This window comes from Paraburkholderia sp. BL25I1N1 (genome assembly GCF_003002025.1).
Classification (GTDB): domain Bacteria; phylum Pseudomonadota; class Gammaproteobacteria; order Burkholderiales; family Burkholderiaceae; genus Paraburkholderia.
This window is the reverse complement of record NZ_PVZB01000001.1, coordinates 608,956-634,034: the sequence shown is the minus strand read 5'-3', so window position 1 is coordinate 634,034 and position 25,079 is coordinate 608,956. Positions and strand designations below refer to the sequence as shown.

The window sequence follows — 25,079 nt, the reverse complement described above, 5'->3', positions numbered from 1 at the left end:
ATCTCTGCACCAACCTCCTGGTCCGGGACATTCGCTATACGCGCGATTTGCAACACGGGCTGAGCTGGGACATTTATGCAGGCGAAACCGATCAGGCTGCATGTCAGCAGCCTTAAAACTTTCCCCGGGAGCATTGCAGCTCGGCGAAGCGCCGGACACCTGGTCGTAAGCATGTCAGATTCCCGGAAAATGCTTAAAGTCTAGCGTTAATGCCGCTCGCTGTCGGCGGACGTCGGGCGAAAGATGGCCTCGTACGCGGAAGCTTCCGGCGCGGCGGACGAATGCGTACAGGCGGCGAATTCCGGCCGTTGCCTTACCCAATGCGTCCGACGTTCGAACGACCGCTTTGCGCACCTGGTGTGCCCGTGATGGAGAATGAGGCCAGCGAAACGTAAATTAAAGAGATCGTATATCGGCGATTGCGTCAGACGATATCTCGTGCTGCGTTGAGCAGAATTTGGTACCTTATGGGCGCGCTCTTAAGCCAAAGCTTCGTAGCATCTCGACACGTCGCTACTCAAGTTCGCCCGCACGCCTATGATTTGGGGCACGGTGGTCCGGTCAAAAGAAGCTATCCCGCTGCGTCGAAATTGAGAAGATCGTCATTGCCATGTTGGCGGCACCGTAGCTGAAGAAACGCGCTTTTTGCAGATCCTGATAACCAGAGAAAAGGGAATGCCGTGACCAAGTGCGATCGCAATCACGAGGTTCTTTTCAGCGTAGGCCGACGGCAATTTCTCGGCTACACCGGCGCCGGGATGCTCGCGGCGGTCCTGCCCGGCTGCGGCAACGGCGACATCCAGTCGACGCCCTATCAGCAGACCATTGCGCTCGGTCAACAGATGATCCAGCAGGCCGTCAGCGATCCGTCGAATCCCGTCGCCGCGATCTCGATCGCGATGGTCAAGGGCAACACCGTGGTCTGGCAGCAGGCCTTCGGGTTGGCGTCGGTGCCAGGGCAGATCAGGGCAACGCCGCAGACGCGCTTTAACATCGGCTCGGTCAGTAAGTTGTTCCCGGCACTGGCCGCGACGATCCTCGTCGATCGCGGTCGAATCACGCTCGACACGCCGATCGTCAAATATCTACCGACCTTCACGATGCTGTCGCCGGAATACGCGCAGATCACCACGCGTCATCTGCTGTCGCATGCATCCGGTCTGCCCGGCACGAATGGGCGCAATCTCTTCACGTTTGAGCCGGTTGCCGGATACGCCGCCGACACGCAAGCCGAACTCGCCAACTCGCACCTGAAGCATCTGCCGGGTGAGCTGGCCGTCTATTGCAACGACGGCTTCACGATGGTCGAGCAGATCGTGCTCGCCATGACGGGCCAGAGCTTCGCGGACTTCGTCCAGTCGGCTATTCTCGCGCCGCTGAAGATGACCCAGTCCAGCTATCTCACGAGCGTGCCGTCCGGAGGATCGTTCTCACTGCCGTACGTGAACGGCACGCAGCATCAGGAATTCGTCAATGCGTACGCGACCGGCGGACTGAGTTCGACGCCCGCCGACATGATGAATCTCGCGCAGATGATCTACGGCGGTGGCGTGTTCCAGGGACAGCGTATTGTGTCTGCAGCGGGCATCGCGCAGATGGGCATGGATCAGACAAAAAACCTGACGATCAACCCGTCCCCGGAATGGCGCTGGGGTCTCGGCTGGGACTCCGTGGTGCAGCCGGCGCTCGACGCCGCGGGCGTGCTCGGCTGGGAAAAGGACGGCGGCACTGCGTTCTACTCGACCGAATTTTTCGTGGTGCCCAACTCGCAGTTCGCGCTGCTGGTGACCGGCAATGCGGGCTACAACGCCCGGGCGATTGCCGAAACGCTGGTGCTGTCGGCGTTGAAGGAAGACGGCACGATTTCTTCGCTGCCGGCGAAGCTTGGCACCACGGCGCCGCCGGTCGCTTCGGGGCCGGGCATTGCGAGCGGCGCGGGCATCTACGGCAGTTCGGATTTGCCGTATCAAGTGCTCACCAACGCGGATGGTAGTCTGCAGATCAACCAGTGGGACGCTGCTACGCGAGGCTGGGCGAAGATCGGCGGGTACCAGTACCGCAGCGACGGCTGGTGGTGGAGCGATAGCGATTCGGCGTCGTATCGCTTCGCAGTCGTGTCGGGCAACGACAGCGAAGGAAATGCGTTCAACTATCGCTATCTGATGAAGCGGGTCGTGCCGGGCGCGGGCTACGCGTATCTGACGCTGCCGGTCGGCCAGCAACTCGCCCCGCTGGCGGCGCTCGACAGCGCGTGGCAGCAACGCGTAGGCACACAATGGACGTTGACCAACGATGCGCCGAGCGCCGTGCCGATTGTCGTTCTTGGCAATCCGCCGGCGTTCTTCGCGACACTCACCGAACTCCCGGGCTACGTGCTGTACGGCAACGAAGATCTTCGCTATCAACTGATCGTACCGGTGAGTGATACGCTCGGCGGCATGTCGATCAAGGTGCCGGGCAATTTTGGACGCGACCTCTATGAGATCCGTTTCGCGTCGACCACGGCAACTTCGCTGACGATCGGCAGTTCGATCTACGCGCGGATCTGACGGTGAGTCGTTCTATGACGCCGGGGTCGGGCTTTGTGTTCGGGGAAGCTGTCGTGGATGCCGTTTGCCTGGATGGTCGGACTCCCGATTACTCGCTGCGGCCCGGAGTAAGGTTTGCCTTGGTCCACGATGCCACGTCGGTGACCGGAATCGCGCGGTGTTGGCTGAACGTCCCACTCTTGTCCCATGCGACGCCCCTCGAGTCGAGTACGAGCTGTCCGATACGGCCATGGAGCTGCTCGTTAGCACGGTGCCGCTGTGGACTTGGGTCGTTGAGCGGTTGATCGAGCCGGGCACACGGTTGACTTCGTGCTCGTCGAATCGCGGGAGCCCACGCCCGTTGCATGAATCAACTCGCCGTCCAGTCCATGATCAATCATGTACGCCCTCACTGTCTGGGCGCGCGCGAGGGACAACGGGTAGTTGACCGCTTCGGGCCCAAGACGGTCGGTGTGACCTACGACCGAAATGGACTGAACGCCGCGACTCTGCCTGATACGCGTAGTGACCTGGTCAAGAGCGGCCGCTCCGCCCGGTAAGATCGAAGCGCGGCTTGACTGCCCGAAAGCAAACAGGGCATCGCTTCGCAGCACGAACTCATCGACCGTTTGCGCCGCAGGTGCGACCGGCTGCGAGCCCGTTGAAGCCGGGGTATCCGGCGCGTCGCCACACGCGAATGTCAGTCGTCGCGTGACATCTGTCTGGTCATTGTCCGGCAGCAGGCGCCCGACTTTCTGCACCGGGCGAACCGGTTCGCCGTGACAGATCCGCTCAGCGGCCTTCATGCAGGTAGCCGGTCCTTCGAACAGCCCGTGACATTCCACCTGATGAAGCGTGGAACCGTCGGCGGCTGTAACCGTATAAGCATTGAACGTAGGCCCCGAGACACTCGAACATCCGGCGAGCAACGCGAGGCTCAGAGATAAACTCCATTCAGAAAGCTGATTCATTATGTTCTCCGTACTGATTTTTTGTACGCCCGGTTCGGCGCACGGTCGGGTTGTCCGCACTTGAGCGAAGGTATCCACGCCCTACCATTGCATGGCCGCGCCCATCCCGAAGGTGGTGCCGCCGGGGCTCATGCCGACGCCTGCTTTCATCTTGACGTTCTCGGTGAGACGAGCGGTTCCGCCCAACGCCACGGCCTGATAGCCACGGAAGCCCGCCGTGCCGATGCCGAATGACAAGGTCTTGTCCTTGTCGACCTCCGGAATCATCGTCAATGCGGTTGCTGCGGCGATGCCGGAATAGGCATTGCGCGCGACCGAATTGATGCCGGATTGCAGTTGGTCCACGCGCTGGTCGGTATAGGCATTGGCTTGCGCCAGTCCGGCATTGAGCTGGTCCACGTTGACTGCGTCCGTCCCTTGCGTCCCCGCTGCCACGTTCGCCACCTGCCGGGTATCGTTAAGTGAGCCGACGGATACCACGTTGCTTCGCCCCCCGTCCGAGCTATTGGAACCCAGTGCCACCGAATTATTGCCGCTCGCGGCCGCGCCAACACCCACCGCTGTCGCGCCCGTCGCGCTGGCTTGCGAACTGTTGCCGACCGCCGTGCTATTGGAACCTGACGCGGATGCGCCCTGGCCGCCCGCCGACGAATTCGAACCGGTGGACGCCGGTGGCGTCGGCGTGCCCGGCGAGGACGAGAAGCTGCCACCATTGTTGGTGGTCCTTTGGTTGATCAGCGTGGTCAACTGGGTCGACACCGAATCCAGTTGCGAGACGTTCACGGCGTCGGTACCGGCCTTGCCGGCCGCCACACCGGTGATCTGCCGATTACCGATGTTGAGCTCACCCGCGGACGACTGCGGACTGCTCAATCCATACGCGATGTAATTGCTCAACGCGCCAACCGTCGTCACCGATCCGGCACCCAGCGCAACGCTGTTTGCCATCGTCGCGCTCGCGCCGGCGCCCATTGCGATGGCGTCGATGGCGCTGCTTTGCGCCCCCGAGCCGATCGCCACGCCGCCTGCGTTGGCGGCCTTTGCGTTCGCCCCTTGTGCGATCGACTGGGCGCCGCTTGCGATCGAGCCGCTGCCGAGCGCGATCGCGTCGGCCTGCGCCGCATTCGAGCTCTCGCCGATCGCAATGCCGCCCGGCGCCGTGGCATCGACGACGGCGCCGTTGCCGATGCCCACGCCGTTGTCACCGTTGACCACGGTCGTCGGTCCAACGGCAATCGATTGCGCGCCGACCGCCAGCGAATCCGCGGCCGTCGAGTTCGCATGAAAGTACATCTGTCCGGACACGGCGAACGACGACAGCGCGCCCGCAAGCTGTCTGATCGTGACGGCGTCCTGCGCCCGCGTGCCGTCCGCCACGTTAGTCAGCTGGCGATAGGTATTGCCGGTCGCGCTGCCGAAAGACACGGCGCCGAGCAAGGTTTGATCCGACGTGTTGAAGGGGATCGCATGGCTGCCGTTCGCAATCGAACCGATCCCGGACAGCACCGCGCGATCGGACACGGATCCCGAGCCGATCGCGACTCCGCCGGCCACCGAAGCGCTCGACAGCGCGCCTAATGCAAGCGCGTTGTTCGCCTGCGCGGCAGCGCCATTGCCGCCGGCAAAGCTGCTCACGCCGCCGGCCGTGGCCCCCACGCCCGCCGCCAGTGCATTGACGCCGGTGGCGCCGTCGTTGTTGTAGTTGCCGCCTTGCGTGCCGCCGTCGTTGACGCTGTAGTAGTGCGTCTTGCTGGCCGTCACTACCCCGGCGAGGTTGTCGACCGCCTGATCCGTCGCATAAAGCTGCGAACCATTCACGGCATCGGTACTCGCCGCGTTCAGCTGCCCGGCCGCCACGTTGGTCACCGTGCGCTCGTGACCCGCGCTACCCACGCTGACCGTGCTGGTCGGAGCAGTGCCGGCGTACGTGTAGGCCGTGCCGTTGATCGTGGCGCCGGTCGTCGCCACCGCCGCGGCCGTGATCGAGCCGCTGCCGAGCGCGACCGCATTGGCGTTATTCGCCACCGCGCCCTGCCCCAGCGCCGTGCTGTTGGCGCCGCCCGCCGTGGCAGCTACGCCGGCCGCCAGCGCATTGATACCGGTGGCGCCGTCGTCGGCGTAGTTGGCGCCCTGTGTACCGTTGTCGTTGACGCTGTAGTAATGCGTCTTGTTGGCGGTTACCGTCGCGGACAGACTGCTGACTGCCTGATCGGTTGCGTACAGTTGCGAACCGTTCACCGCGTCGGTGCTCGCCGCGTTCACCTGCCCGGCCGCCACGTTGGTCACCGTGCGCTCGTGACCCGCGCTGCCCACGCTGACCGTGCTGGTGGGAGCCGCACCTGCATAGGTGTAGGCCGTGCCGTTGATGGTGACACCCGGCGTGGCCACCGCCGCGGCTGTTGTTGAACCGCTGCCCAGCGCCACGCTATTGGCGAACGTCGAGCTGGCTCCGGCACCAAGCGCTACGGCGTCGGTTGCGCTGCTTTGCGCGCCGGAGCCGACTGCCACGCCGCCCTGGTTTGCGGCACTCGCGTTGGCGCCCTGCGCAATCGATTGCGCGCCGCTCGCGACCGCGCCGCTGCCGAGCGCCATTGCGTCGGCCGCGGCCGAATGCGATTGCTGGCCGATCGCGACACCGCCGGGCGCGGTTGCATCGACCACCGCTCCGTTGCCGACACCTACGCCGTTGTCGCCATTGACGACGGTCGTCGGTCCAACCGCGATCGACTCCGCGCCCACGGCCAGCGAATCGGCCGCTGTCGAATTAGCGTGGAAATAGTTCGTGCCGGTCACCGAGAACGACGACAACGCGCCCGCCAGTTGCCTGACGGTGACCGCGTCTTGCGCCTGTGTGCCGTCGGCCACGTTGGTCAACTGCCGGTAGGCGGTGCTGCTGCCGACGGACACTGCGCCGAGCAAAGTCTCATCGGAGGTATTGAACGGAATCGCGTGGGAACCGTTGGCGATCGATCCCGAACCGGGCAGAACCGTACGATCCGAAACCGATCCGGAGCCGATCGCCACGCCGCCGACCACCGAAGCCGTCGCTTGCAGTCCGAATGCGGTTGCGTTGTTCGCCAGCGCCTGCGCACCGTTGCCCAGTGCCGTGCTGCTCGCGCCGGAAGCCAGAGCGCCGACACCCGCGGCCAGCGCGTTGACGCCGGTGGCGCCGTCGTCGGCATAGTTGGCGCCCTGCGTGCCGCCGTCGTTGACACTGTAGTAGTGCGTCTTGTTGGCGGTCACCGTCGTGGCAAGTGCATCGACCGCCTGATCGGTCGCGTACAGTTGCGAGCCGTTCACCGCGTCGGTACTCGAAGCGTTCAACTGGCCTGCGGCAACATTCGTCACGGTGCGTTCGGCGCCCGCTTTGCCGACGCTGACCGTGCTCGCCGGCGTGGTGCCGGCAAACGTGTACGCGGTCCCATTGATCGTCGCGCCCGGCGTCCCCACCGCGCCGGCAGTCGTGCTTCCCGCCCCCAGAGCCACCGCGCCGGCGTTGGTCACCGTGGCGCCCGAGCCGATCGCTACGCCTTGCGTCGCCGCGGCCGACACCGTTGCGGCGTCGCCGAACGCGACCGAACCGGCATTGTTCGCTTGCGATGCGTTGCCCAGTGCGAGCGCGCCCTGACCGGTCGCGATATTGGCATTGCCGAGCGCCACCGCGCCCTGGCCGTTGGACGTATTGTTCGCGCCCATGGTTATCGCGCCGGTCCCGATCGCCGAGTTCGGATCGCCGATAGCGACCGCGCCGTTACCGCTCGCGGTATTGCCCACGCCGATCGACACCGCCTTGCCGCCGGTGGCAGTTGCCGTCTGGCCGATCGCAATGGCGCCGGCCGTGTTTGCGATGGCACCGGTGCCCTGAGCGATCGAATCGCCACCCGTGGCTTGAGCACCGTTGCCCAACGCTATGTCGTTAGCGGTGGTCGGTGCGCCGTTTACGCCGGCCACCGCATTCAGGCCTTGGGCGATTGAATCGTTACCGTACGCATTGGCGACCGGTCCCACCGCGATCGCATCGGCGCCGGTAGGAACACTGTCAGCCAATACCGAATTGGTATGGAAATATTTGATCCCGCCGCCATTGTTGATGTTGGCAATCGCTGTGGTATTGGTCGACACCTGCTGGTTGGTGGCGAACAGCTGGGATCCATTCACCGCGTCCGTGCTTGTCGCGTTCAGTGCAGCCGGCGCCATGTTGGTGATGGTCACCGGAGATCCGGCTCCCGCCCCGCCGGTCGCACCGAGCGTGATCTTCGTCCCGCCCGCCGCGTCATACTTCACCGCGATATTGGCGGTGTTGTCGATATTCGCATTCAGCGCGGTCAACGCACCGGCAACCGTCGTCTGCGGGTTGGGTCCGCTTACGGCTCCGGTAGCGCTGACGGAGTTGACTGGCTGGCTAAAGCCGGTGATATCGCCGGTTGTCGCGCTATAGCTGGCGCCGCCGCCCAATGTGCCGGCCGTCGAGGCACCGAGATTATTAACGCCGGTCACAACCGTGCTCAGTTGCGAGCCGTTGATCGCGTCGGTGCTGGTAGCCGAAATCACACCCGCTGCCACGTTCTGCAGTTGCCGCTCCTTGCCAGCCGAGCCGACCGACACCACGCCATTGGCCGCGTTCGCGATGCCGGTCGCGGTGCCGCCGTAAAGCGCGGTAGTGCCCGTATGGGGCGCTGCGGTCGTACTGCCCGCGCCCAACGCGACGTCGTTCGCGTTGCTGGTTGATGCGCCGGCACCGAGTGCAATCGCATGGGTCTGATTGGCCACCGCCGAATCGCCGAACGCCAGCGCGCTCGCGCCGTTCGCGGTACTCGCGTTGCCGAGCGCGACCGCGCCTTGACCGTTGGCAGTATTGCCGTTGCCCTGCGCTACCGCGCCGTCGCCCGTGGCGGTATTGTTCGCGCCCACGGCGACCGCGCCATTGCCGCTCGCGCTATTCGGATCGCCAATCGCGACTGCGCCGTTGCCGCTCGCGGTCTGCGCCTGACCCAGCGCGACTGCGCCCGTCCCACCGAGCACCTGGGAGTTATGGCCGCCGGCGAACGAACCCGCGCCGGCGGCCGCGGCGACGCTGCTGCCGTCGCCGATCGCAACCGTGGAGGCGGCAAGCGCTCTTGCCGCATTGCCGATGGCGGAAGCATTAGCCGCGTTTGCCGTTGCGGAGGTACCCACGGCGAGGGCATCTGTGTTGGCGCCCGTCAGCGCCGAATCGCCTATCGCGATGGACGAGGAACCCGCCGAACTCGCGCCGGAGCCGATCGCAATGGCGCGAATGCCCGACGCCGCGGCGCCTGCCACCGTCGCCGCGGTAGACGCGCCGCCTTCCGCAACGGTATCGGATGACCCCAACGCTATCGAATTGGCACCGGTGGCTTGTGAGCCGTTCATCATGCCGAGCGCGTTGAGCCCTGAGGCGGCGGCGCCCGCTCCCAAAGCCACGGCATTCTGTGCCGTCGCTTTGGACACTGTGCCGGCGGCGAGTGAAGAGGGACCGGATGCAGTCACGTCCGTGCCGACGCCAATCGCTCCGGCCGCCGTTGCGCCGGTGCCGGCGACAGAACGCGGTCCGAGATAGACGGCGTTGAGTCCGCTCGCGATGGACTGGAAGCCGACAGCGACAGCATGCGTGCCGGAAGCCGCAGCGGTATAGCCCACGCCGACGGCGGCGGGTCCGCTTGCCACGGCCTGGAAGCCAATCGCCGCGGCATAATCCGCATTCGAGGTGACGTCAGTGCCGATGGCGATGGAGGCCGTACCGGTCGAACCGGTGCCCGCCGCAGTGCGCGCGCCCAGATAAAGGGCGTTTGCACCGGTGGCGCTGGCTCCCGAACCAACGGCTATACCGTTGGTCTGGGAGCCTGTGGCTCCGCTGCCCAATGCGACCACGCCCGAGGCGGCAGCGTTGGCACTCGAGCCCATGGCAACGCTGTTGTCGCCGGTTGCTTTCGCCAACGGGCCGACAGCGGTGGACACATTCCCGCTAGAAACGCTGTCCAGGCCAATGCCAATGGCAGACGTTCCACTAGCGACGACATCCGTTCCGATGCCAATCGCCGACTGCGCCGTCGCGCCGGTGCCCGCAGCCGTACGCGCGCCCATATAGATTGCGTTGGTCGCACTCGCAATGGCCTGAAAGCCAAAAGACAAGGCATTCAGTCCCGTACTGTTGGCGCCATAACCGACCGCTGTGGCTCCGCCTCCTGAGGCAGTGGACTGAAAGCCCACGCACGTGGTGCTACCGCTATAAAAGTTGTACGGTGCCGCCGAGCAGCTCGCCTGCGCTTGCGCCTGCGCGGCCCATCCCCCGAAACCCATTAGCAACAGCACGGTGACGACACGCGCTCCCGAACCTTGCGACGCCGCAGAAGCCTGCTCGCCGCTGCGTGCGTCGCATATGGAAGCAGCCGCTCCCGACTTTCCCTTACCGCGCGATGCGTCCAGCTCCGACGCGGCTACGAAGGCGCCTAACGCGTTGTTCCAGATGGTCCGATATGCTTTGTTCATGCCGTTGCCTCACGAGGAATTGAAGTTCGAAGTTCACAAAACGCGAGCGTGTGCATGCACCCGATTTATTCAGGATGCCTATTCATGATTTACAAACCGTCTCGTTGCGGTACGAGGTGCTTCAGCGTTGGACCGGTTGCGAACCGCCCTCACTCCCGGCGAACCACGAATCTTGAGCGCGAGCGAATACCACGCCTGCGATGCGATTCGCATGACTAAGTAAAGAGTGAAGTTCGGTCAGATAGCCGGTTTTTGAGGTGCTGGCCGCTGAGACGTTTGACGAATGTCTGGTTAGGAAGGTCCGAACGGTAGACGCAGAGGAAAGGCGATCACATGGTGGAACGCCAATTGCCGGCCAGGCCTTAGTGCTTTCTTTGCCGAGCCAGTGCCCGACTCTGTTCCGACTGGGTTACTCATCGTTACCGCCCCCTCAGTAGCCTGCTGCAAAACGCTTCCTCGGCCGTGGCATGGCAACCTGCCCTTGCGCCCGCTACACGGACCGTTTTTTCTTTCTCGCAACGCATTGAGCACTATGTGAGACGAAAGCTCCCGCGCTATTCGCATTGGATGCGGTGGCTCCCTCTATTTGAATCGAGTAATAAAAGGAAAGATGAGTGCCCGCGCGAACTCTCTCATAGGTCTTTTCATTTGTCTACAAAAAGCCTATGGCGATATTCAGGTACTGCGGAATCAACAATTAAATTCCATTAACCCTACTCGCGGCTCCGGAAATTGGTCAGGGTTTCCTGACATAAATTTCAGGATATCCGTAATTTTTTCTTAATTTTTTTACGTCGGTTTTCAGCTAGCAACACGCAAAAAAAATGCAAGACAACTGGTGAAGAAATAGGAGTCCGTTCGGTCCGTTTCGTCGAACACTTCGATTTCTTCCACGTCTGCCCGCGACTGCCGATGTGCTTTCCGTAACGTTCTGCGAGGCATTACGATTCGATTTCGTTTCCTGAAACGTCTGCTCCTTATCGGCTAAAAAGCCATACGAATGCAACAACCCTCGTTTTTCAGGTTAATTGATCACGGACAAAAGGCGCATCCACCACGCGCCATGGCGGAAATTCGTGCGGTGCAGTACAACGGTTAAAACCGCGCCGGCACTTTCGTTTTCCCCTATGAGGTCAACGACTGCTGCGCGACTGCAGCACGGAGGTCAGGATGGCGACGGCAAAAGACATTCCCACGATCGGTCTCGCCCTCCAGGGCGGCGGCGCGCACGCGGCGTTCACGTGGGGCGTGCTCGACCGCCTGCTCGACGAAGTCGGGCGCGGAACGCTGTCGATTCTCGCGATCAGCGGCGCGAGTGGCGGAGCGCTCAACGCCGCGGCCTGCACCTACGGCCTGAGCAGAAGTCCCACCGACGCCAAACGGGCGCTCGAACAACTCTGGACGCTAGTCGGCGCCGCGTCGAAATGGCAGCCGTTCTACAACTTCCCCACGAATCTTCTGAAGTCTCCCGAGCGCTGGAATGTGGATCTCAATCCGGTGGTGCTCGCGCAAAGCATGCTCGAGCCGCTCAGTTCGCCGTACGCCATGCCGTGGCTGACCAATTCGCTCGGCTCCATCATGGAAACGGTGATTCCGGATTTCGGGGTCGTCAATCACCCGAAAGACGCCGTGCCCCAGCTCTTCGTGGCGGCGACCAACGTCAACCTGACCGCGCTGCGCATCTTCGGTCCCGGCGAAATTTCGGCGAAAGCGCTGATGGCCTCAGCCTGCTTCCCCACACTCTTCGAGGCGGTGAAAATCGACGGCGAGTTCTATTGGGACGGGGGCTATCTGGCCAACCCGGCGCTCGCGCCGCTCGTCAAATGGGCCGACGACATCCTGAGCGTTCTCATCGATCCGCTCCGCACGAAGCGTGGGCCGCCTGAACGCCCGAGCGAGATCAACAACCGGATCAACGAAATCAGCTTCGGCGCATCGTGGGTCGCGGAAGTTCGTCAGATCCAGCTGATCAACGAACTCGTCGCCGAAAATCCCGGCCTTCAGCACCACGGAAAGCCGTACTCGACCAAGCGCTTTCACGTGATTCGCGCCGACCGCTTCATGGACGAGATCGGCGCTGCATCGAAGAACACGCCCTCCATCGAATTTTTCCGCGCTTTGCGCGAGGCGGGCCATGCGACGGCCAACACCTGGGTGCGCGAGTGCCTGCCGAGCGTCGGCAAGACTTCAACTTTCGATCTCGACAAGCTCGTGAAGAAACGCGTCAAAGGGACGCCCGATGCAATGCGCGCCGTTCAGCAGGCCGAGGGTGAAACGCCTTGATGCGCCTTATCTGATCGAGCCGGATGAAGGCCGCTCGTCTTCGCGTCGGAACTTTGCTGCGTAGCGCTGCGAGAAGGCCGAGGTGCGACGGCATAGGCGGCCCGTTTCAAGGCCAACAAACAAAAGCCGGCGCCGGGTTTGACCCGCGCGCCGGCTTTATCGCCTGTCGATCACCAAAGAAAGTCGAGAACTCAGGTTTCGAGTTTCGCGTCCATCGTGATCGTGGCGTTCAATACTTTCGACACCGGGCAGCCGGCCTTGGCGTCGGCGGTCGCTTTTTCGAAGGCGGCTTTGTCGCCGCCGGGGATTTTCACGGCTACGTCGAGATGCACCGCGGTGATCGAGAAACCGCCGCCGTCCTTGTCGAGCGTGACGGTGGCCGTCGTGCCGATGCGTTCGGGCGTAATGCCGGCCTTGCCCAATTCCGCCGATAGCGCCATGGAGAAACACCCCGCATGCGCAGCCGCAATCAGCTCTTCCGGATTCGTGCCGATGCCGTCCGCGAAGCGTGTCGAAAACGAGTATTGGGTCTCCTTGAGGACGCCGCTGTCGGTGGAAATCGAGCCCTTACCGTCTTGCAGGCCGCCTTGCCAGACTGCTGATGCCTTGCGCTTCATCGCTCTCTCCTGTTTGTGCCTGCTTCGCGCGCTGCACGACCGAATCTGACGCCTGCCGCAACGATCCCGCCCGGGTGGTCTGCGGTTTCGGCATCGGTCGAGAATGTCGCGCGGCGTCGCCGGCGCGGGCGTGGACCGAACTCCATCATAGGCGCTTCCGTGTGCCAGCGTCGTGACGCTGCCGGCGATTGGTCAAACAGAAGCCGATCAGGAGCCGCCCGCTCCGAAGTTGCCCCTCGCAGCGCGCGCGCAACTGCACAACGGCGCTGCCATGCCGCCGGCCTATTCGGCGAACGGCAAGCTCTCCTGCCCGAGCGCGCGCATGCCGAATACGTTCAGCGTCATGGCCACCAACGCGTAATAGCCGAGCAGGCCCACCAGGTTGATGACCACCTGATGTCCGAAGCGTTCGACCGCCTTCGCATAGATTGCGTCCGAAACGCGCTTGGTGTCGTACAGCTCGCTCGCGAAGTCGTGGATCAACGCGTCGTCGGCGTCCGCGAAATCCGGGCGCTTCCCTTCGCGAATCGCCTCGGCGTCCGCTTCGGACACGCCCGCCTGCAGCGCGATCGGGTAGTGGATGTACCACTCCGCCTGCGCCTGCCAGCGCGCGGCGGTCACGAGAATCGCCAGCTCCGACAGGCGCAGCGGCAAACCCGTCCGATAGCGACAGAACGCGCCCAGACGTTGCGCCTGCTGCGCCAGCTCCGGACTATGAATCCAGCCGAGAAACGGCCCGTTCAGATTGCCGCGCGGGCCGGACAGAATTTCGTCGAGCACCGCTTTCTGTTCGGGCGTGGCGGCGGACGGGTCGAAATGAGGCAAACGCTCGGTCATGATCGCTCTCTCGATTAGCGGTGTCGGAATGCTCAAGCCGCGGCGAGCGCGCCGCCGACCGCATCCGTGAACCGGCTGACGATCTCGTCGATGTCGCGCTCGGTGCAGATGAACGGCGGCGCCAGCAGCACATGATCGCCGATCCGGCCGTCGACGGTGCCGCCCATCGGATACACCATCAACCCACGCGCGAACGCCTCACGCCGGATTGCAGCGTGCAGCTCGAGACGGGCGTCGAACGGCGTTTTGCCGGCACGGTCCTTGACCAGCTCGACACCAACGAACAACCCCCGGCCGCGCACGTCGCCGATATGCGGATGCTGTGCGTAATGCTCGCGCAGCCGTCCGCGCAGTTGTTCGCCGCGGGCGAGCACATTCGCCAGCAGATTGTCATCCGCGATCACGCGCTGCACTTCGAGCGCCGCGGCGCAGGCGGTGGCGTGACCGATATAGGTATGGCCATGCTGAAAGAACCCCGAGCCGCCGACGATCATCTGATAAATGCGGTCGCTCACGAGCGTCGCGCCGATGGGCTGATAGCCCGCGCCGAGCCCTTTGGCGATGGTCAGGATGTCCGGCGCCACGCCGTCTTCGTCGCAGGCGTACAGGTAGCCGGTGCGGCCCATGCCCGACATGATCTCGTCGAGAATCAGCAGCACGCCGTAGCGATCGCACACCGCGCGAATCTTGCGGAAATACTCGCGCACCGGCGGCACCGCGCCGGCGGTCGCGCCGACCACCGTTTCCGCGACGAAGGCGGCGACTGTATCCGCGCCGAGTTCGAGAATCTTCTGCTCCAGTTCGTCGGCGAGACGCTGCGCGAAGGCCTCTTCAGTTTCGTCCGCGCGCTGCTCGCGATACGCGTAACACGGACTCACGTGATGCGCTTCGATCAGAATCGGCAGGAACGGCTCGCGTCGCCACGCATTGCCGCCTATCGCCAGCGCGCCGAGCGTGTTGCCGTGATAACTCTGCCGACGCGCGATGAAATGGCGGCGCTGCGGCTCGCCCTTCTCCACGAAGTACTGGCGCGCGAGTTTCAGCGCCGCCTCGATCGCCTCCGAACCGCCCGAGACGAAATACACGTGTTCGAGCCCCTGCGGCGCGCTCGCCACCAGCCGATCGGCGAGTTCTTCGGCAGGCGCGGTGGTGAAGAACGACGTGTGCGCATACGGCAACTGCTGCGACTGTCGTTTGATCGCGTCGATCACGCGCTGGTTGCTATGACCGAGACAGGAGACAGCGGCGCCGCCGGACGCGTCGATATAGCGCTTGCCGGTGGAATCGATGATCTCGATGCCGTCGCCCGCGACGGCAACCGGCAGCGACTGTTTAGGCGAACGATGAAAAACGGTGGACATGGTGTTCGGTTTCCTGTGATGACGGCAAGCGCTTATGCGCCGGCTCGTGCAGACGCCGCGCGGGCGATGAAGGTGTCGAATGCGCACTGCCCCTGCCAGTAAACTTTCATCGACACACCAGCATCGCCGATGTCGAAGAGCGCGGTGGCGAGTGTGTTTTCGTCGTCCGGATCGCGCGGGTCGTCGCGGTAGATCGGCAGGCCCGAAGGCGCGCGATCGTGCAAGACGTCGAGCAAGGCGGCGGGTTGCAACGGGCGCGCGACGGTGGGCAACAAGGCATCCACGCGCAATTGACGGTCACGCGACGAATCCGTGACGATTTGCGCTTCGGCCTCGCAGCCTGGATGAATCATGTGGTTCGCGTGGCCGCTGAGATTCGCCACCGGTTGCACGGAACACCGCCGCGCAGTGGCTTCCACGCTGAAGAGGCGCGCGTCGCCCGCACAGCCGAGCGTGTGATGAAAGCCGCTCGCGGCCGGCGCGTTGCGCAGAATGTGCAACGCTTCATCGAGCGAAGCGGCATCGAGTACGGCCCGCGCGAGGATCATGCGCGGCACGCCGGCGACCGGCGTGCGAATGCGCAAATTGTTGATCGCCTGCACGACACCGGCGCGGCTCGCGGCGAAGGTATGGCCCGGCAGCGATCCGGGGTAGTAGAAACTCACGAAGCCAGGTTGGCCGGCCGGCTGCACCTCGACAAGCGCACAACGCTCTCGCAGAAACGGATCGCCGTCTTCGTTATGCGCGATGAAGCGCGTGTCGCCAACGACCGCCGCCAGCGTGGTGCAACCGTCGGGCGCGTTGTGGATCAGTTCGCCGCGGCAGTTCCAGAGAAACACATCTTCCGCCGACCAGCCAAGGCCCGCCGCCATCCCATCGAGCTCGGCAAGCAACGCCGGGAAATGCGCTTGCGTTGCATCGCGCAGTGCCTGCACGAACGCAGTGCCGCGCCAGCGCCGAACCGCCTGCCATGCGCTGCTCTGATTCATGTAGTCGGCGAAAACCGGCCGCGCCAGTTCACCTAGCCGGTAGCCTATGTCATACGGCTTACCGCTCACCTGCACAAGATTCAAACCCTGCTTCGAGGTCACCATCGCACCCATTCAACAATCGGTACGTATTTATACTTTAAAACAACATTTGTTGTCAAACCAGGCCATATTTATCCAGATGGAGCGGTCCCGCATTCACGCGAGACCTCGGCCCGATCAGACAGGAATGTTCAAGGCACGTACGCGCCCTTCGCGTGCAGCGACTGTTCCGCGATGGCGAGCTGTTCGACCGCATCCGCGCCTTCCAGCGCGAGCAGATGCGCGACCAGCGACTCGGCCAGCGCCGTAGCCGCCACCAGCGATGGAAAGAACGAGGGACTCTCGTGCGAAAAGATCAGCACCTTGTCGGCGTTCAAGGCGATCGGCGAGACGGCGCTGTCGGTAATGGCAATCAGCTTGCTGCCCTTTTCCAGCGCGGCTTCGGCTACGCGCGCGGCTTCCACCGAATACGGCGCGAAACTGATCACGATGGTTGCGCTGTCACGTTCGACGGAGCGCAGTTGCATTTCCAGCGTGCCGGCCTCGCCGTTGAGCAGAGACACCGAGGACCGAAAGAGCCGGTAACCGTACACGAGACCGAACGCGACCGAGTAACAGGAGCGGAAGCCGGCCACATGCACATGCGGCGCACGCCGCAGCAGACGCGCGGCTTCAACGATCACACGGCCGTTATGCGCGGCGGTGACCTCGAGGTTGTGCTGCTGCGCGACCAGCAGATCGTTCGCCAGCGCGTCTTTCGATTTGACGAGCGAATGTGCGCGGCTCGTGAGCGGTTCGGGCCGCGTACGCACGCGCGCGACGAACAGGTTGCGCAATTCGTTCCAGCCGGGGAAACCGAGTTGCTGCGACAGGCGCACCAGCGAAGCCGGTTGCACCTGTGCTCTTTCCGCCACTTTGCGCATGGAGGAAACCGCGACCTCGTCGGGATGATCGAGCAGGAAACCCGCTCCCATCTGGAACTGCGGACTCAGTTCGGAAAAGCGCGCCCGGATCAGGGCGGCGAGCTGGTCGAAACTGTCTGGCATGCGGAGGTACCGGGCGAACGGTCGATAGGGATGACAACAAATGTTACCACCCGGCACCTCGCATCCAACAGCGGTTCCGGCACGCTTCGCGTGCTTTCAGTGCCTGTTTAAAGAAGCGCGACCACCCGCACGTCGCCCTGCTCCGCCGAGGCCACGACCTTATCGCCGATGCGGCGGAACGTGATCGACACGGAGGCGTCGCCCACCCGCAGGTCGCCCACTTCGAGCCAGTCGATGCCTTCGGGCAGCATGGGCTGCTCGATCACCACTTCGCGCCGCTCGGCGTCGATCGTGATGCCCAGACACGCTTCGAGCATCATGAACGGCGAGCCCGCTGCCCATGCCTGCGGCAGACAGGCGACCGGATACGCGGTGGGCGGCTCGCCGCGCCGCCGTGGGAAGCCGCAGAAGAGTTCAGGCAAGCGCATGTCGAAGTTGACCGCCGCCTGGAACAGCGCCTGCAACAGCCGTACGGCCGCCGCTTTGCCGCCGTAGCGCGACAGGCCGCGCGCGCAGAGCGCGTTGTCGTGCGGCCAGACCGAGCCGTTGTGATACGCCATGGGGTTGAAACGCGACTGGCTCGCGGCCAGCGTGCGCACGCCCCAGCCGGTGTGGAACAGCGTGGAGTCGAGCGCGCGCACCACCGCTTCGCCGCGCTCGCGCGAAGGCAAACCGAAGGCCAGCAGGTGTCCCGCATTCGAGGCCATCACGCGGCACAGATCGCCGTGGCCGTCGAGCGCGATGCCGTAGAAGCCGGCCTCTTCCATCCAGTACTTTTCTTCGACGCACTGACGGATTTTCTTCGCACGCTCGCTGTATTGCGCCGCCGCGTCATGCAGGCCGCGCAGCTTCGCGAAGTGCGCCATGGTGTCGAAGGCGGAACTCGCATAGGCCTGCACTTCGACGAGCGCAATCGGGCCGTCGGGGAAGTGGCCGTCGGCGTGAAAGACGGAGTCGTGGCTGTCTTTCCAGCCTTGATTCGCGAGACCGCCGTCGGACTCGCGCTGATAGTCCAGCAGGCCGTAGCGGTTCTTGTCGCACACGCCCATGACCCACTGCGCCGCACGCTCCAACGCCGGCCACAATTCGTCGATCAACGCGAGGTCGCCCGTGCGGGCTGCATAAGCGCCGGCCAGCACGATGAACAACGGCGTGGTGTCGACCCCGCCGTAATACAACGCGAACGGCACTTCGCCGGTGGCCGCCATTTCGCCCTTGCGCATCTCATGCATGATCTTGCCGGGCGCGGCATCGCGAAACGGCGAGTTCTCACGCGCCTGATGTTCGGCGAGAAAGCGCAACACGCCCGCGGCCAACTGCGGCTGCAGCCACAACGTTTGAAGCGACGTGATCACGGCGTCGCGGCCGAACGGCGTGGAGAACCACGGAATGCCGGCGTACGGATACGGGCCGGTCACGAGGTCGGTGGTCAGCAGGCCGAGATCGGCGAGCGAGCGGTCGATCCACGCATTGAAAAGCGGATTGCTCGAACGCACGCGCGCGGTAACGCGGCGACGCTCGCGCATCACAAGGTGGGCGTCGACGAGCGCGGCGCGTACAGCCGCGCGGCCGACGCGCGGACGCTCGGCGTCGATCTGCGACAGATGCGCTTCGCTCATCGCGTGTGTGGGCTGCGAAACGCCGGCAATCGGCTTGTCCGTCTGCGCGACGACCTGGACCGCCACCGACAGATAGATCGACACGCACGCCTGGGCCGGCAGCTTGACGGTGTAGTCGGCGCGGTCGGCGAAAAGCTTGTCCGGTTCCGGCGAGAAAGCGATCCGCACATTGCGCGCCACGTCGTCGAGGCCGACGTAGCCGAGCAGCACCTCGCCGTGCTCGACGCGCGCCGGTTCGACACGGCCCTGCTTGTCGCGCTTCAGGCCGCGCACTTCGAACATGTCGCGGAAGTCGCTCGCGAACGAGATGGACAGCGGCACCACGGCGTCGCTCGTGCCGTAGTTGGTCAGTTCGATGGCTTCGTTGAGCACGGTGCCCGACAGCACCCGCACGCGCTCGACGTGGATCACGCCTTCAGGCGTGCTATCGCCGCCGAGCGGCGGCAACGGCCGGTTGGTCAGATGCGCCGTAAACGACGTGTTGTCGCTGCTCACGCTGCCCGACAACAGCGAAGGGGCGCGTCCGCCGAAAGTGAGGCGCAGTTGCGAGAGAACACGTGTGTCGTTGACGAACAGGCCGTCGTCGTGGCCGGTGATATCGCCAAGCGGATCGTTGACGATGAACGTGTCGCCCGACTTCAGCACATGCTGAGTGGCGCTCGCGACGTTGAGGTTTTCTGTCGGGATGAATACGCCGTCCGGCTCGGGTTCGCGGTGATCGATTCCGCCCGAAAGGCCGCCGAGGGCTTCTGGCTGCTGCATCAGGGTCACTCCTATGGGTTCGCTGCTGCGTTCACGCTGTTGCGTTCGGTCTACATCCGGTTGCTGTCTGAGTCGCTTCCGATTGTAGAGGGTCTGTCCGCGTCAGACGAACTTATCACAGGAGAGTTGCGCTTTTTTTTCAGTGGCACAGGACGTGCAGAGGAAGGGCGCGGCGCTCCTCGTGAGAGCGCCGCGCGGGCGTGAGGCGGGTGAGCGCCTCGACGCTTTAGCGCCTGGCCAGCGGCGTGGCTTCGCGTTGCGTTTCGCCGACGAACAGCTGACGCGGACGGCCGATTTTCTGTTCCGGATCGGCGATCATTTCGTTCCACTGCGCAATCCAGCCGACCGTGCGCGCCATCGCGAAGATGCACGTGAACATGGCTGTCGGAATGCCCAGCGCGCGCTGCACGATACCCGAATAGAAGTCGACGTTCGGATACAGCTTGCGCGACACGAAGTATTCATCTTCCAGCGCGATCTTTTCGAGCGCCATGGCGAGCTTGAACAGCGGATCGTCGTGCAAACCCAGCTCTTCCAGCACTTCGTGGCAGGTCTCGCGCATCAGCTTCGCGCGCGGATCGTAATTCTTGTAGACGCGGTGGCCGAAGCCCATCAGCTTCACGCCGGAATCCTTGTCCTTCACCTTCGCGATGAATTCGGGGATGTTGTCGACCGAGCCGATTTCTTCCAGCATGTTCAGCGCCGCTTCATTCGCGCCGCCATGCGCCGGGCCCCACAAACATGCGATACCGGCCGCGATACACGCGAACGGGTTCGCGCCCGACGAACCGGCGAGACGCACGGTCGAGGTCGATGCATTCTGCTCGTGGTCCGCGTGCAGGATCAGGATGCGGTCCAGCGCGCGCACCAGCACGTCGTTGACCTTGTATTCTTCCGCCGGGTTCGAGAACATCATGCGCATGAAATTGGCGCTATACGACAGGTCGTTCTTCGGATAAACGAACGGTTGACCCACGGTGTACTTGTACGCCATCGCGACCAGCGTCGGCAGCTTCGCGATCATGCGGATCGCGGAGATATCGCGGTGCAGCGGATTGCTGATGTCGAGCGAGTCGTGATAGAACGCCGACAATGCGCCGACCGCGGCGACCAGAATCGCCATGGGGTGCGCGTCGCGACGGAAACCGCGGAAGAAGAAGTGCATCTGGTCGTGCACCATCGTGTGCTGCGTGACGGTCCTGGCGAACTCTTGCTTCTGCTGCGCGTTCGGCAATTCGCCCTTCAGCAGCAGGTAGCACGTTTCGAGGAAGTCGGCGTTCTGCGCCAGATTGTCGATCGGATAACCGCGGTACAGCAGCTCGCCTTTGTCGCCGTCGATATAGGTGATTTCGGAGTTGCATGCCGCCGTCGACATGAAGCCCGGGTCGTACGTGAACTTGCCGGTCTGGCCGTATAGCTTGCGGATGTCGATCACGTCCGGTCCGAGCGTGCCCTGATAAATCGGCAAATCAATAGTCTGGTCGCTGTCGGAAAAGCTCAGCGTTGCGTGTGTCTTCGAGTTCATCTACACGTTCCTTTTACTTTCACATCGCACACGTGCCGGCATGCTCGATCGTCAGAAGCGAGTTGGCATGCTCAGGCTCCGCTCGGCATTTTAAGGTCCGGCGGCCCTCCGATTGCGACGATCGACCGCAACAATGCATCTCGGCTGGCGCAACATTCGTTGCCGGCATGTCCTCCTGCAAAGGCTGGATACCGCGGGGAACCGGTCGCGCCGCACCTGTACCCACACCCACTGCCAGCAAAATGAAAGCTGAGCACTTACTGCAACAATGTTTTGCGGCAGTCAGGCTGCGAAGGCAAGAGGGCATCTGCGATACTGCATTCGTGTTTTGCTTCCCCTGCGAACACATCGCTGTGTTTGGCCCGCCGTCCTGCGGCGGGCCTTTTTAATCAGCCAGAAGAACAGGAAGGACCTTATGAACGCCTCGCTCGAAACGCTGTTTCCGGATCACGTCCACACCGACGCGAACGTCGTCACCGCGCTGAATCACCAGGACATCGTCGTCGCCCTCTCAGCAGCGCTGAAAACACAGGACGTGGCGGTGTTGCATATGCTCTATCCGCGTACCGACGCGCGCACGCACCGCAGTCTCGATGCGCTCGTGGATGTGCTGCACGGACACGGCCTGCACGAGGTCGCGGATCTGATCGCGCAGGAAGCGCACTATCTGCTGTTCAAAGACCCCGTGAAAGCGTGGAAAGCGTTCCACGAAATTCGCAACGACTCGCTCGCGATCGGCGTGCATCTGTACTATCACGGACTGGTTGGCGAAGCGGCGGAACGCGCGCTCGACAAAGACGCGCATCGCAAGGCATGAGGTCGAGCGTTTGAAGTGTTGCCGGGATCGAGCCAGCCCGCGGATCACCGCCGCGAGCGCGAGCCACCCGGCGCGGCGTCGCCATGCATTGATTGCACGTTTATTACACGCTCGTTGCGATCATTGCGTACGTTGCCCGCTCACTGACCGAATGAATTCGTCGACGTAGCGATTGAACGCCGATGGGTGCGCGAGGTTCATTCCGTGCGACGCACCGCGCACTGTTGCGCGGCGCGCATCCGGCAGCCAGTTTTGCAGCGCGGCCGCCGTGCGGCGAAACATATCGGGACTTTTCTCGCCATCGATCAGCAGCACCGGGCAACGCACCTCGGCGGCCTGCTCGGGAACATAGGCGGGCAACGGATCACGGAATTGACGCGCCAGCGTGTGCGCATTGTCGGTCGCCATCCGGCGGAAACCCGGCGTGCTCATCGCCCAGAATCCGGGCCGGCTGACCGAGTCGACGAACAGTTGCAGGCCGGCCTCCACATCCCCGCTTTCGATCAGTTGCACCGCTTTCGCGCGCAACGCATTGACCGTTTCCGGCAGACTCGCGGGCGGCCGTCCGGCAATCTGCAACGGACCACCCGGGTCGGCGAGCGTCAACGTCCGCAGGTGTTCAGAATGGCGCCGCGCGAAATGAAACGCGACGCAACCGCCGCGCGAATGTCCCACCACGTGGGCCGGCCCAACGCCGAAGCGCTCGATGAATTCCGCCACTTCGTTCGCGTGCTCGCTCCAGCTGAACGGCAGGCCGGGCTCGGTATCGGCCGCCGGCCAGTAGTGCGTGAGACTCACCGCGACACAACGGTAGTGCGTCGACAGGCCCGAGAGTTGCGGTTGCCAGTAGCGGTAGTCGCACAACGAACCGTGCACGAACAACAGCAACTCGCCCTCGCCGGCTTCCACGTAAGGCATGCGCAAACCGCTTCGCAGTTCGATGAAAGATGCCGAAGAAGGCGAAGCGCACACAGATCGATTCACCAGTAGGTAGGGACAGCGCGGCAAGCGCCGCGTGCAAAATCATTCGTAAGCGAATTCGTCCAGCAGACCGGCGGTGGCCGCCGTGCCCGCGCCGCGCACCGCGCAGGTGAGCGGTTCATCGGCGACGCGCACGTCGAGGCCGATTTCGTCCGTCAGGCGGCGGCTCAGGTTGCCGAGCAGCGCGCCGCCGCCCGTCAGCACGATACCGCTGTTGGCGATGTCGGTCACCAGTTCGGCCGGCGCTTCTTCGAGCCCGCGCTTGACCGCGCCGATCATCTGACGCAGCGGTCCCTCGATCGCATCGGCGATATCGTGGTTGCTCAGTTGAACCGTGCGCGGCAAGCCGTCGTCGACGCTGCGGCCGGTCGCGTTCATGTGCTCGCGCGGCACATCGCGCATGGCCGAGCCGATGTTTTTCTTGACGTGCTCAGCGGTCTGCTCGCCGAGCAGCACGCCGTACAGATTGCGCACGTAGCTCACGATCGCCATGTCGAAGCTGTCGCCGCCCACGCGGATCGAACCGGAATACGCCATGCCGCCGAGCGCGATTACGCCGACTTCCGTCGTGCCGCCGCCGATATCCACCACCATCGAACCGGTCGCCTCCGACACCGGCAACCCCGCGCCGACCGCCGACGCCAGCGATTCGCCGATCAGACTCACCTTCCACGCGCCGGCCGCCACGGCCGCTTCCTTGATCGCGCGACGCTCGACCTGGGTCGCGCCGGCCGGTACGCACAGCGTGAACGCGGCGCGCCGGCTGAACAGCGGCCGCGGGCGTGCCATCTCGACGAATTGCTTGATCATGTGTTCGGCGGCGGAGAAGTTGGCGATCACGCCGTGACGCATCGGCCGCACCGCTTCGAGATTGGTCGGCGCGCGGCCCAGCATCTGGCGCGCCTGAGTGCCGACCGCGGCGACGCGTTTGGGCCGGTCGGCGGTGTCTTTCTGGAAGCATACGACGGACGGCTGATTCAGCACGATGCCGCCGTCGTCGGTATAGATCAGGGTGTTGGCCGTGCCGAGGTCCACCGTCACGGATTGACGGAACAGGCGATCGAAAAGCGGGTAATGCGGCGTCGGTCTGGCCATAGGAAGGCTCTGATGTGTCGTTATCCGCCCGTACCGGGCAGTCTGGAAAATGCGCCCCCGGTCACCCGAGCCGCTTGGGCCGCCCTGTCGGGCGTTCCGCGGTCCGCGCGGCGGGGGTGATTTTCATACTTATGAGCAGTTAACGGCAAGCAGTTCAGAATCTTTAGCCGTGCGACAAAGCGCCCAATGCGTGTTCGAGCGCCTCCTGGCCGAGCGCGACGCCGTCGGCATTGATCGTGTGGCCAATGCCGGGCAGCGCATAGGCGTCGACGGTATAGCCGGCGCCGCTGAAGGCGTCGGCGGCGGATTCGAGTTCCTGCACCGGGATCACTTCGTCGTCCTCGCCGTGGATCAGCGTGAGCGCCGTGCCGTTTTGCGCGACGATCACCGAGGCGAGCCGCCCGGAATACGCGACCACGCCGGCCGCGCCTTCCGCGCTGGTCGCCACGTGGTGCATCGCCATGATCGATCCTTGCGAGAATCCGACCAGCGCCAGGCGCCCGAACGACACCTGCCAGTAAGCGAGTTCGGTTTCGAGCATGCGTCGCAACGCCGGATAGGCCGCGGCGACGCGCGACTCGCGATTGCCTTCGTTGACGTCGCGCAGACTGAACCACTGGCGTCCGCCGAAGCCGCCGTCGAAGGCGTCGGTGCCGTCGAGCGACGTGAAGGCCACATCGGGCAGGCTCTCGCTCCAGATGTCCGCCAGCGGCATCAGATCGCGCGCATTGCTGCCGACGCCATGCATCAGCACCACCAGCCCTTTGGCAGGCGCGCTCACCGGCGCGCGCCGCCAGCCATGTTCGAATTGCTCCCAAGCCATATTCGCTCCCTTTCTCTCTTGATTCGTGGATGGTGCGTCCCGCACGCGTGAACGCGCGGCGTCGTCATGTCATGGATAGCGCCTTGCGCTGCGTGCAGCCTCAGTCGCGAGCATACGCTGCCGGATTTGTTTTCGCCCTCGCCTTTGCACGCGCCGATGACGTCCAAACATGAATGCAGGTATGCTTTTGCGAGCATTCAGCGGACCTGCGGCCCGGCGCTTCGCGCGGGCATGCAATACGACGTCGCCGCGGTTGTCCGCGGCACACCGATCCGG

The 25,079-nt window shown here is 63.8% G+C and carries 15 protein-coding genes and 1 pseudogene; 3 read left to right on the top strand and 13 right to left on the bottom strand.

Annotated elements, in window-relative coordinates; genetic code table 11:
* The first annotated feature begins 680 nt into the window (after positions 1-680).
* Entirely contained in the window at positions 681-2,549 is a 1,869-nt protein-coding gene (locus tag B0G73_RS02835) for a serine hydrolase (RefSeq protein ID WP_258193152.1), read from the top strand.
* 88 nt (positions 2,550-2,637) lie between these two features.
* Here B0G73_RS02835 and B0G73_RS41060 read toward each other — a convergent pair.
* From B0G73_RS41060 to B0G73_RS02815, 3 genes and pseudogenes are all read right to left on the bottom strand, one after another.
* Positions 2,638-2,748, bottom strand: a pseudogene (locus tag B0G73_RS41060) (aromatic alcohol reductase); the annotation flags it as partial.
* 43 nt (positions 2,749-2,791) lie between these two features.
* Entirely contained in the window at positions 2,792-3,577 is a 786-nt protein-coding gene (locus B0G73_RS02820) for an OmpA family protein (RefSeq protein WP_258193151.1), read from the bottom strand.
* Positions 3,578-3,580: 3 nt separating this feature from the next.
* The gene (locus B0G73_RS02815) at positions 3,581-10,006 is read right to left on the bottom strand and encodes an ESPR-type extended signal peptide-containing protein (protein WP_106277640.1); all 6,426 of its coding nucleotides are present in this window, start codon (positions 10,004-10,006) and stop codon (positions 3,581-3,583) included.
* Positions 10,007-11,176: 1,170 nt separating this feature from the next.
* Between B0G73_RS02815 and B0G73_RS02810 the strand changes: the two genes are divergently transcribed.
* The gene (locus B0G73_RS02810; RefSeq protein WP_106277638.1) at positions 11,177-12,289 is read left to right on the top strand and encodes a patatin-like phospholipase family protein; all 1,113 of its coding nucleotides are present in this window, start codon (positions 11,177-11,179) and stop codon (positions 12,287-12,289) included.
* Between the two features lie 191 nt (positions 12,290-12,480).
* On the opposite strand, the gene B0G73_RS02805 is transcribed toward B0G73_RS02810, so the two are convergent.
* The 7 genes from B0G73_RS02805 to gltA form a co-directional block, all read right to left on the bottom strand.
* Positions 12,481-12,906 carry an OsmC family protein gene (locus tag B0G73_RS02805; RefSeq protein ID WP_074769062.1) on the bottom strand — a complete coding sequence of 142 codons (426 nt, stop codon included), beginning with the start codon at positions 12,904-12,906 and terminating at the stop codon, positions 12,481-12,483.
* Positions 12,907-13,188: 282 nt separating this feature from the next.
* A complete protein-coding gene (locus B0G73_RS02800) occupies positions 13,189-13,743 on the bottom strand; it encodes a carboxymuconolactone decarboxylase family protein (protein ID WP_106277636.1) in 555 nt (184 codons plus the stop codon).
* Between the two features lie 32 nt (positions 13,744-13,775).
* The gene (locus B0G73_RS02795; protein WP_106277634.1) at positions 13,776-15,104 is read right to left on the bottom strand and encodes an aspartate aminotransferase family protein; all 1,329 of its coding nucleotides are present in this window, start codon (positions 15,102-15,104) and stop codon (positions 13,776-13,778) included.
* 32 nt (positions 15,105-15,136) lie between these two features.
* Positions 15,137-16,198: a C45 family peptidase gene (locus tag B0G73_RS02790; RefSeq protein WP_106277733.1), complete on the bottom strand. Its 1,062-nt coding sequence runs from the start codon at positions 16,196-16,198 to the stop codon at positions 15,137-15,139.
* A 128-nt stretch (positions 16,199-16,326) separates the two neighbouring features.
* The gene (locus B0G73_RS02785) at positions 16,327-17,181 is read right to left on the bottom strand and encodes a MurR/RpiR family transcriptional regulator (protein ID WP_106277632.1); all 855 of its coding nucleotides are present in this window, start codon (positions 17,179-17,181) and stop codon (positions 16,327-16,329) included.
* Between the two features lie 107 nt (positions 17,182-17,288).
* Positions 17,289-19,562, bottom strand: coding sequence for an amylo-alpha-1,6-glucosidase (locus tag B0G73_RS02780; protein ID WP_106277630.1), 2,274 nt, complete (start codon positions 19,560-19,562; stop codon positions 17,289-17,291).
* Between the two features lie 226 nt (positions 19,563-19,788).
* Positions 19,789-21,087: a citrate synthase gene (gene gltA, locus B0G73_RS02775; RefSeq protein ID WP_106277629.1), complete on the bottom strand. Its 1,299-nt coding sequence runs from the start codon at positions 21,085-21,087 to the stop codon at positions 19,789-19,791.
* Between the two features lie 415 nt (positions 21,088-21,502).
* Here gltA and B0G73_RS02770 point away from each other — a divergent pair, with 415 nt between their 5' ends.
* Positions 21,503-21,904: a hypothetical protein gene (locus B0G73_RS02770; protein WP_106277627.1), complete on the top strand. Its 402-nt coding sequence runs from the start codon at positions 21,503-21,505 to the stop codon at positions 21,902-21,904.
* Positions 21,905-22,024: 120 nt separating this feature from the next.
* Here the strand turns inward: B0G73_RS02770 and B0G73_RS02765 are convergent, their stop codons facing one another.
* The 3 genes from B0G73_RS02765 to B0G73_RS02755 all read right to left on the bottom strand — a co-directional run bounded on the left by B0G73_RS02765 (position 22,025) and on the right by B0G73_RS02755 (position 24,803).
* On the bottom strand, positions 22,025-22,822 hold the full coding sequence (locus B0G73_RS02765; RefSeq protein ID WP_106277626.1) for an alpha/beta fold hydrolase: 798 nt from the start codon (positions 22,820-22,822) through the stop codon (positions 22,025-22,027).
* A gap of 105 nt (positions 22,823-22,927) precedes the next feature.
* Positions 22,928-23,980: a rod shape-determining protein gene (locus B0G73_RS02760; protein ID WP_106277624.1), complete on the bottom strand. Its 1,053-nt coding sequence runs from the start codon at positions 23,978-23,980 to the stop codon at positions 22,928-22,930.
* Positions 23,981-24,143: 163 nt separating this feature from the next.
* A complete protein-coding gene (locus B0G73_RS02755) occupies positions 24,144-24,803 on the bottom strand; it encodes an alpha/beta hydrolase (protein ID WP_106277623.1) in 660 nt (219 codons plus the stop codon).
* Positions 24,804-25,079: the final 276 nt, after the last annotated feature.